Below are 9,262 nucleotides of genomic sequence, written 5' to 3' on the forward strand. Positions count from 1 at the left end.
GGCCCGACGTGACGATTCTGGAGAGCATCCGGCAACCACGCGACCTTAAGTCGCTGTCCGAGGCGGAACTCGGCGAACTGTCCGAAGAGATAAGGGAGTTCCTGGTCCACGCGGTGGCCAGGACCGGCGGACACCTCGGGCCCAACCTGGGCGTCGTGGAACTGACCATCGCGCTGCACCGGGTCTTCGAGTCACCGGTCGACCGCATCGTCTGGGACACCGGCCACCAGAGCTATGTGCACAAGCTCCTGACGGGCCGTCAGGACTTCTCGAAGCTGCGCGGCAAGGGCGGCCTGTCCGGCTATCCCTCGCGCGAGGAGTCCGAGCACGACATCGTCGAGAACAGCCACGCCTCTACCGCGCTCGGTTGGGCCGACGGCCTCGCCAAGGCCCGCCAGGTGCAGGGCGAGAAGGGCCATGTCGTCGCGGTCATCGGCGACGGCGCGCTCACCGGCGGCATGGCCTGGGAGGCGCTGAACAACATCGCCGCCGCCAAGGACCGCCCGCTGATCATCGTGGTCAACGACAACGAGCGCTCCTACTCGCCCACGATCGGCGGCCTCGCCAACCACCTCGCGACCCTGCGCACGACCGACAGCTACGAGAAGGTCCTCGCCTGGGGCAAGGACGTCCTGCTGCGCACGCCGGTCATCGGCAACACCGTCTACGAGTCGCTGCACGGCGCGAAGAAGGGCTTCAAGGACGCGTTCGCCCCGCAGGGCATGTTCGAGGACCTCGGCCTCAAGTACGTCGGCCCGATCGACGGACACGACATCGGCGCCGTCGAGTCCGCCCTGCGCCGCGCGAAACGCTTCCACGGCCCGGTCCTCGTCCACTGCCTCACGGAGAAGGGGCGCGGCTACGAACCCGCCCTCGCCCACGAGGAGGACCACTTCCACACCGTCGGCGTGATGGACCCGCTCACCTGCGAGCCCCTCGTGCCCTCCAACGGCCCTTCCTGGACAAGTGTGTTCGGCGACGAGATCGTCCGCATCGGGGAGGAGCGCGACGACGTCGTGGCGATCACGGCGGCCATGCTGCACCCGGTCGGCCTCGGCAAGTTCGCCGCGAAGTTCCCCGACCGGGTGTGGGACGTCGGCATCGCGGAACAGCACGCGGCCGTGTCGGCGGCGGGCCTCGCGACCGGTGGGCTGCATCCCGTCGTCGCCGTCTACGCCACCTTCCTCAACCGCGCCTTCGACCAGCTCCTGATGGATGTGGCGCTGCACCGCTGCGGGGTGACGTTCGTCCTGGACCGTGCCGGGGTGACCGGAGTTGACGGAGCGTCACACAACGGTATGTGGGACATGTCCATCCTCCAGGTCGTGCCCGGCCTGAGGATCGCCGCGCCGCGTGACGCCGACCAACTCCGCGCTCAGCTGCGGGAAGCGGTCGCCGTAGACGACGCGCCGACCTTGGTCCGCTTCCCGAAGGAGTCGGTCGGACCGGAGATCCCGGCGATCGACCGCGTGGGCGGCCTCGACGTCCTGCACCGGGGCGCCGAGACACCTGAGGTGCTGCTCGTCGCCGTAGGAGTGATGGCGCCCGTCTGCCTCCAGGCCGCCGAACTCCTCGAAGCGCGGGGCATCAACTGCACGGTCGTGGACCCCCGTTGGGTCAAACCCGTCGACCCGGCGCTGCCCGGCCTCGCCGCCGAACACCGCCTCGTGGCCGTCGTCGAGGACAACAGCCGGGCCTCCGGCGTCGGCGCCGCCGTGGCGCTGGCCCTCGGGGACGCCGAAGTCGACGTCCCCGTACGGCGGTTCGGCATCCCGGAGCAGTTCCTCGCGCACGCCAAACGCGGCGAGGTGCTCGCCGACATCGGCCTCACACCCGTCGAGGTCGCCGGACGGATCAGCGCAAGCCTGGCGGTCAAGGACACGGCCGGCCACGCAGCCAAGGAGAAACCCGAATGACCAAGGAGTTCGACCTCACCGCGCTCTTGGCCGAGCGCGGAGCCGAGCGCTACGAGCTGCACACCAAGTACCTCAACCACCAGCTCCCGCGCATGCTGCACACCATCGGCTTCGACAAGGTCTACGAGCGGGGCGAGGGCGCCTACTTCTGGGACGCGGACGGCAACGACTACCTGGACATGCTCGCCGGGTTCGGGGTGATGGGCCTGGGCCGTCACCACCCCGTCGTCCGCAAGGCGCTGCACGACGTCCTGGACGCCCAGCTCGCGGACCTCACCCGCTTCGACTGTCAGCCGCTGCCCGGCCTGCTCGCCGAGAAGCTGCTCACCCACAGCCCGCACCTGGACCGGGTGTTCTTCGGCAACAGCGGTACGGAGGCGGTCGAGACCGCGCTCAAGTTCGCCCGGTACGCGACCGGGAAGCCGCGTGTTCTGTACTGCGACCACGCCTTCCACGGCCTGACCACCGGCTCGCTGTCGGTCAATGGTGAGGACGGCTTCCGGGACGGCTTCGCCCCGCTGCTGCCCGACACGGCCGTACCGCTCGGCGATCTCGACGCCCTGGAGCGGGAGTTGAAGAAGGGCGACGTCGCCGCCCTCGTCGTGGAGCCGATCCAGGGCAAGGGCGTCCACGAGGCGCCGCCCGGCTATCTGCGCGCCGCGCAGGAACTCCTGCGCCGGCACAAGGCGTTGCTCATCGCCGACGAGGTGCAGACCGGTCTCGGCCGCACCGGCGACTTCTACGCCTACCAGCACGAGGACGGCGTAGAACCGGACTTGGTGTGCGTCGCCAAGGCGCTGTCCGGCGGCTATGTGCCGGTCGGCGCCACCCTCGGCAAGGACTGGATCTTCAAGAAGGTCTACTCGTCCATGGACCGGGTGCTGGTCCACTCGGCGAGCTTCGGGTCCAACGCCCAGGCCATGGCGGCAGGCCTCGCGGTGCTGTCCGTCATGGAGAACGAGCAGATCGTCGCCAACGCCCGTGCCACCGGGGACCAGTTGAGGACCCGCCTCGCCGCGCTGGTCGACAAGTACGAACTGCTGGCCGACGTGCGCGGCCGGGGCCTGATGATCGGCATCGAGTTCGGGAAGCCCAAGTCGCTGAAACTGCGCAGCCGTTGGACCATGCTGCAGGCCGCGCGCAAGGGCCTGTTCGCGCAGATGGTGGTCGTACCGCTGCTCCAGCGGCACCGCATCCTCACCCAGGTCTCCGGCGACCACCTGGAGGTCATCAAGCTGATTCCGCCGCTGACCGTCGGCGAGCGCGAGGTGGACCGGTTCGTGGACGCCTTCACCGCCGTGATGGACGACGCGCACAGCGGTGGCGGGCTGATGTGGGACTTCAGCAAGACGCTGGTGAAGCAGGCGGTGGCCAACCGCTGAGCCGTCAGGACTGAGGTTTTTGCCTCTGTGGCAAGAAATTTGCCGCAGAGGCAAACGTCCGGCTGAATGGAGAGCATGAGCTCTTCCGAGACCGAGCCGGAACCGCCTACCGGGCCGGCCGACGACCTGCCGGCCACCGTCGCACCCCAGCTCCGCGCCCTGCGCCGCCGCGCCTCCCTCACTCTGGAGGTCGCCGCCCGCTCGGCCGGACTCTCGCCCGCCCATCTCTCCCGGCTGGAGACCGGGCAGCGCCAGCCCTCGCTGCCGATGCTGCTCGCGCTCGCCCGCATCTACGGTACGACAGTCTCGGACCTGCTCGGCGAGACGGTCACCGACCGGGAAGCCGTCGTACGCGCCGCCGACATGGAACCGACCCGGGCGGGCGGCTGGACGTACTGGCAGGCAGGCGCCCCCGGCCGCGGGATGCAGTCGCTGCGCGTCCGCATCCCGTACGGCTCCCAGGGCGACATCGTGCGCGTGCACCCCGGCGAGGAATGGCTCTACGTCCTCGAAGGACGACTGCGGCTGCGGCTCGGCGACACCGCGCATCTCCTCGCACCGGGCGACAGCGCCCACTTCGACTCGCTCACCCCGCACCGGCTCGCCGCCGCCGACGAGAGCGGCGTCGAGGTCCTGTTCGTCCACACCCTGCTGCAGAGCCCCACGGCCACCCTGTGCCTGGGACCGATCACCGGAGACACACCATGAGCGGCAACAACATCGAGGACAAGTTCCCCCGCGCCCTGTGGGTACGGCTCCTCATCTACATCGCCGTCGGCCACCTCTTCGCGGCCTTCATCTACCTGTTGTTCTCCCTGGGCGCCAAGTAGCCCGCCGCGGGCGCGAGTTCAGTCGAGCAGGCGCTCGCGCAGCCGCTCCCGGATCTCCGGGGTGATCCCCAACCCCTGCTCCAGATAGGCGTCCACACTGCCCCAGGTCTGTTCGACGGTCTCGAAGGCCGCCGTCAGATACTCGGCTCGGGCGTCGAAGAGGGGGCTGAGGAGCTCCATCACCTCGGGGGAGTAGGCCGCGGCGGAGGAGCCGCTGCGGCGCACCTTGTAGCGGCGGTGCTTGGCGTTCGACTCCAGATAGTCGGCGACGATCGCCTCGCGCTCCACCCCGAGGGCGAGCAGCGTCACGGCTATCGACAGACCCGCGCGGTCCTTGCCCGCCGCGCAGTGCATCAGCGCCGGAACACTGTCCTCGGCGAGCGCGTGCAGCACCTGGGAGTGCTCGGCGGTGCGCTCGGTGACGATCGTGCGGTACGAGGCGATCATCCGGTTCGCGCCCTTGTCGCCGCCGAGGATCCCGCGCAGCTGCTCCATCTCGCCGTCGCGGACCATCTTCCAGAACTCGGAGCCGTCCGCCGGGTCGCTCAGCGGCAGGTTCACATTGCGCACACCGGGCAGCTCGACATCGGGGCCCTCCAGCTTCTGGTCCGACGCGTTGCGGAAGTCGAAGACCGTGTGCAGGCCCAGCGAGTCGAGGAACGCGGCGTCCTCCTCGGTGGCGTGCGCGAGATGCCCGCTGCGGAACAGCACACCGTGCCGCACCCGCCGTCCGTCCACCGTCGGAAGCCCGCCCACGTCCCGGAAATTGCGCACTCCGGACAACTCCGGCTCGGTCGACGGAATCTGCTGCGTCACGAGGACTCCTCCCACTCGGCCCGACGACGCGGCTCACCGGCGGGCACGCTGTCGACGATACGACATACGTGCCGCGGCCCGGCTGCCGTCGGGGCTCTGACCAGGGTCTCTCGCCGGGGAGGGGCACCCGTCGTCAGGGCAGGATCGAGTCGACGTAACCCCCGTCGACCCGCAGCGCACCGCCCGTCGTGGCCGAGGCCTGGTCGGAGCTGAGGTAGACGACCATGTTGGCGATCTCCTCGGGCTCGATCAGCCGTTGCAGCAGGGACTGCGGCCGGTGCTTCCGCATGAACTCGCGCTGCGCCTCGTCCCAGGGCAGGTCGCGGTCGACGAGTTCGTAGACGAAGTCCTCGACACCGCCCGTGTGCGTGGGGCCGGCGATGACCGAGTTGACCGTCACCCCCGTGCCCGCCGCCTGCTTGGCGAAGCCGCGGCCGACCGCGAGGAGCGCGGTCTTGGACATGCCGTAATGGATCATCTCGGCCGGGACGACGATCGCCGAGTCGCTGGCGATGTACTGGATCCGGCCCCACCCGCGCCCGGTCATGCCCGGCAGGTACTTGCGGGTCAGCCGTACGGCGGCCAGCACGTTCACCTCGAAATAGCGGCGCCACTCCTCGTCGCTGATCTCCAGCGGGTCGGCGGAACCGAAGATGCCGAGGTTGTTGACGAGGACGTCCACCTCCGGCAGCGCCTCCAGGACGCGCGCGGCGCCCTCCTCGTTCGCCACGTCCGCGACCACGGGCACGAAGGCGCCACCGGGCACCTCCGCGGCCAGCCGCGCAACGCCCTCCGCGACCCGCTGTTCGTTCCGGCCGTTCACCCCCACCCGGGCGCCGGAGCGCGCGAGTCCGGCGGCGATCGCCGCGCCGATGCCCTGCGTCGAACCCGTCACCAGCGCGGTGCGTCCCGTCAGGTCGATCTGCATGTGGAACCAGTCCCTCTGTGTGTCCGTCTGTCCGTCCTGCGTGCCGGTACGTCTGCTGTCAGCCTGGCGGCAGGGCGACCGGCCTGCCACTTCGGCCGGCAGCCCGGGCGGTGCCGCCCGAGCGGCTAGACGTGCATGTCGACGACCACCCATGTCGCGTGGTCCATCCAGTGGGCGATCGCGGCCAGGTGCGCGGGGTGGTTGAAGTACCGCTGGAAGGCGGCGGTGTCGTCGAAGAGGCTGTTCAGGGCGAAGTCGTAGGAGACGGGCGTTTCGTCGAACACGTGCCACCCCACTTCCCACTGCCGGATCTCGGGGATCTCCCGCTCCAGGTTCCGCACGAGCTCGAAGCCCTCCGTCACCTCCGGGGATTCGCGCGTGAGACCGTCGTTCAGCTTGAAGAAGACGATGTTCCGGATCATTTCCGCTCCTGCCGTCGGCGTCGCGTGTCGGTGGACGTGGACGTCTACGAGGCGTCCGACGACTCGGTTCACCTGCCGGCGCGACGCGCCGACAGGCCCTTCGGAGCATTCGGCCGCCGACGGCAGAATGGCGGCCATGCTCTTTCGACTGCTCGGCCGCCCGGAGTTGGTGAACGGCAACGGCGCGATCGTCCTGCCCGGCGCCGTCTCCCGGGCGATCGTGGGGCGGCTGCTGCTCGCCCACGGGGCCGTCGTACGGCGCGACACCCTCATCGAGGAGCTGTGGGAGGAACGCGGGGCCAAGGATCCGGTCAACGCGCTCCAGGTCCAGATGGCCAAGCTGCGGTCCGCGCTCACGGCCGGCGGCGAGGACACCCGCCTGCTGTTCGGGCACGGCGGGTACCGGATCGTCCTGGGACCGGACGACGAGATCGACGTGACCGCGTTCGACGCGGCGGTCCGGGCGGGCCGTGAGCGTCTGGCCGCCGAGGAGTACGAGAAGGCCGAGAGCGAGCTGCGGTCGGCGCTGTCGCTGTGGCGGGGACGCGCCCTGGACGGCCTGGAGGGACGGGTCTTCGAAGCCGAGCGGACCCGTCTTGAGGATCTGCGGCTCGGCGCCCTGGAGGACGTGGCCAGCGCGGGTCTCGCACTCGGCCGGGCGCGGGAACTGGTCCCCGAACTGACCGCCCTGGTGTCGCTGGCACCGCTGCGCGAGCGGTCCCGGGCCCGCCTCATGCTGGCGCTGCACCGCTGCGGGCGGACCGCGGAGGCCCTGGAGGTCTACGAGTCGGGCCGTCTGCTGCTGAGGTCCGAGCTCGGTGCCGTTCCCTCGTCGGAGCTGCGCTCCCTGCACACCGCGATGATCCGCCAGGACCCCTCCCTCCAAGGGCCGGCCGCCGCGTCCGGCTGCCCGTCCTCGCTGTCCTCCCTGCGTACGGACGTCCGGCCGGCGGTCGGCGAAGGCGGTCCGATCCGGCCGCTCGGCCCGTTCGTCGGCAGGTACAAGGAGCTCGGCGCGCTGCGGGAGGTCGTCGACCGCGAGCGGCTGGTGACGGTGCTGGGGCCGGGCGGCGTCGGCAAGACGCGGCTGGCACTGGAGGTGTGCGCGCTCCTCCAGCCCTCCCGGGGCAACGTCTGGTGGGTCGACCTGGCCCCCGCCGACGACGCGAACGCGCTCGCCGTGGTCGCCGCCGCGCTCGGACTCTCCGACGCGTCCGTCCGGCCGGACCAGCCGCCGCACGACTACGTGCACCGGATCACCTCGTTCCTGACGGTCCGTCAGGCCGTTCTCGTGCTCGACAACTGCGAGCACCTGCTCGACGCCGTCGCCCCGCTCGTGGCGACGCTGCTCGGCCGGTGCCCCGCGCTGACCGTGCTGGCCACCAGCAGGGCACCGCTGGAGGTCCCGGCCGAGGTGCTGTACCCCCTGGCGCCCATGGCGGACGAGGAGGCCGCGGACCTGTTCGGGGCCCGCGCCGCCATGATCGACCCGTCCTTCGCCCCGGACGAGGCGGCGCTGCGCGACATCCGCTCACTGTGCCGCAGGCTCGACGGGCTGCCGCTGGCGGTCGAACTCGCCGCCGCACACGTCCGGTTGCTGTCCGTGAGGCAGATCGAGGCCCGCCTCGACAACCGCTTCGCCCTGCTGACCAAGGGAGAGCGCACCGCACCGGCCAGACACCGCACCCTGCGCGCCGTCCTCGACTGGAGCTACGCCCTCCTCGACGGCGCCGAGCAGCGGCTGTTCACGGAACTGGCCCTGTACGTGGGCGGCTGCTCCCTCGACATGGTGGAATCCGCCGCCGCGCTGCACGGGGCAGACAGTGCCGAACTGCTGCACGTGCTGGCCCAGTTGGTCGACAAGTCGCTCGTCGTCCCGTTCTCCACCCCCGACGGGACCCGGCTGCGGATGCTGGAGACGGTCCGCGAGTACGCGCTCGCCCGGCTGCGGGAGGAAGGCCGGGCGCCGGAGGCCGAGGACCGGCTCATGGCGTGGGCCGCCCACTTCGTCCGCGACGGCAGCGCCGGCATCTCGTCCCGCGCCCAGAAGGAGTGGGCCCGCCGGCTCACCGAGGAGTCCGCCAACATCCGGGCCGCGTCGGACCTGATGACAGCCAGGTCCAGGGAGGCCGAGGCGCTGCTGCTGGAAGCGCGGCTGGGCTACTACTGGTTCCTCAGCGGCCGGGAGGAAGAGGGCATCGACCGCCTCCACCGCGGCCTGCTCGCCTACGACGCCGCGGCCGGCCCGCGCACCGCGGAACCCACCGAGGAGGACGAGTGGGCGCTCTTCTACACCATCGCCTGGCTGACCTGGCTCAACCATGTCGCCGGGCACCACACGGAAGCCGGTTCCTATGGGGAGCGGCACACAGCGGTCTGGCAGCACGCGAAGAACCCCGACCTCGTGGTCCTGGGCCTGTGCTACGACGCGCTGCACGCGATGCTCGACGGGCGTGACGACGTGGAGGAACTGTTCGCGGTGGCGGAGGCCGCCGTGGCGGACACGGAATTCCACTGGGACCGGGCGGTCCTGCAGACGAACTGGTCGACCTACTGCCTGCAGCGCGGCGACATCGACGGGGCCCGCCGCCACGGTCTGCTCGCCGTGGCGGCGTCACGCGCGGCCGGGGACGACTTCGCCCGGGTCTTCTCCCTCACCCTGTGCGGCGACGCGGACGAGAGCGACGGCCTGCGCGCCCGGGCCCGCGAGCAGTGGGCCGAGGCTGCCCGCATCCTGCGGGCCGTCGGGGCGCGTACCCGCTGGGCGTACACCGTGCTCAGGCTGGCCTGCCTGGACATCGCCGAGGGGGAGTTCGCCACCGCCGAGGGGCGGCTCGTGGACGTGAGCGGGCTCGCGGACGAACTCGGTGCGGACGACCTCCAGGCGGCCGTGGCCAACCTGCGCGGAGTGCTGGCCTTCCACGACGGCCGTTTCGCGGACGCGGAGACGGTCTTCGACGGGGTCTGG

At 70.8% G+C, this 9,262-nt stretch carries 8 protein-coding genes; 5 read left to right on the plus strand and 3 right to left on the minus strand.

Annotation, left to right across the window (positions count from 1 at the left end):
• Window positions 1–8: 8 nt before the first annotated feature.
• From dxs to R6V09_RS09805, 4 genes are all read left to right on the plus strand, one after another.
• Window positions 9–1,916: a 1-deoxy-D-xylulose-5-phosphate synthase gene (gene dxs, locus R6V09_RS09790; protein ID WP_317880962.1), complete on the plus strand. Its 1,908-nt coding sequence runs from the start codon at window positions 9–11 to the stop codon at window positions 1,914–1,916.
• Window positions 1,913–3,298, plus strand: coding sequence for an aspartate aminotransferase family protein (locus tag R6V09_RS09795; protein ID WP_317880963.1), 1,386 nt, complete (start codon window positions 1,913–1,915; stop codon window positions 3,296–3,298). The genes dxs and R6V09_RS09795 overlap by 4 nt, the downstream gene beginning before the upstream one ends.
• A 75-nt stretch (window positions 3,299–3,373) precedes the next feature.
• On the plus strand, window positions 3,374–4,006 hold the full coding sequence (locus R6V09_RS09800) for a helix-turn-helix domain-containing protein (protein WP_317880964.1): 633 nt from the start codon (window positions 3,374–3,376) through the stop codon (window positions 4,004–4,006).
• Window positions 4,003–4,128: a DUF6126 family protein gene (locus R6V09_RS09805; RefSeq protein ID WP_317880965.1), complete on the plus strand. Its 126-nt coding sequence runs from the start codon at window positions 4,003–4,005 to the stop codon at window positions 4,126–4,128. The genes R6V09_RS09800 and R6V09_RS09805 overlap by 4 nt, the downstream gene beginning before the upstream one ends.
• Before the next feature lie 18 nt (window positions 4,129–4,146).
• Here the strand turns inward: R6V09_RS09805 and R6V09_RS09810 are convergent, their stop codons facing one another.
• The 3 genes from R6V09_RS09810 to R6V09_RS09820 form a co-directional block, all read right to left on the minus strand.
• Window positions 4,147–4,944: a tyrosine-protein phosphatase gene (locus tag R6V09_RS09810; RefSeq protein WP_317880966.1), complete on the minus strand. Its 798-nt coding sequence runs from the start codon at window positions 4,942–4,944 to the stop codon at window positions 4,147–4,149.
• A gap of 133 nt (window positions 4,945–5,077) precedes the next feature.
• Entirely contained in the window at window positions 5,078–5,872 is a 795-nt protein-coding gene (locus tag R6V09_RS09815) for an SDR family NAD(P)-dependent oxidoreductase (protein WP_317880967.1), read from the minus strand.
• A gap of 125 nt (window positions 5,873–5,997) precedes the next feature.
• Window positions 5,998–6,294: a Dabb family protein gene (locus R6V09_RS09820; RefSeq protein ID WP_317880968.1), complete on the minus strand. Its 297-nt coding sequence runs from the start codon at window positions 6,292–6,294 to the stop codon at window positions 5,998–6,000.
• Between the two features lie 136 nt (window positions 6,295–6,430).
• Here R6V09_RS09820 and R6V09_RS09825 point away from each other — a divergent pair.
• A partial coding sequence (locus R6V09_RS09825; protein WP_317880969.1) for an AfsR/SARP family transcriptional regulator occupies window positions 6,431–9,262 on the plus strand: 2,832 nt, incomplete at its 3' end.

The organism is Streptomyces sp. W16 (assembly GCF_033194735.1).
Classification (GTDB): Bacteria; Actinomycetota; Actinomycetes; order Streptomycetales; family Streptomycetaceae; genus Streptomyces.

Coding starts and splice junctions, on each gene's coding strand:
- R6V09_RS09795 (WP_317880963.1), top strand. CDS start 1,913: ATGACCAAGGAGTTCGACCTCACCGCGCTCTTGGCCGAGCGCGGAGCC.
- R6V09_RS09805 (WP_317880965.1), top strand. CDS start 4,003: ATGAGCGGCAACAACATCGAGGACAAGTTCCCCCGCGCCCTGTGGGTA.
- R6V09_RS09820 (WP_317880968.1), bottom strand. CDS start 6,294: ATGATCCGGAACATCGTCTTCTTCAAGCTGAACGACGGTCTCACGCGC.
- R6V09_RS09800 (WP_317880964.1), top strand. CDS start 3,374: ATGAGCTCTTCCGAGACCGAGCCGGAACCGCCTACCGGGCCGGCCGAC.
- R6V09_RS09815 (WP_317880967.1), bottom strand. CDS start 5,872: ATGCAGATCGACCTGACGGGACGCACCGCGCTGGTGACGGGTTCGACG.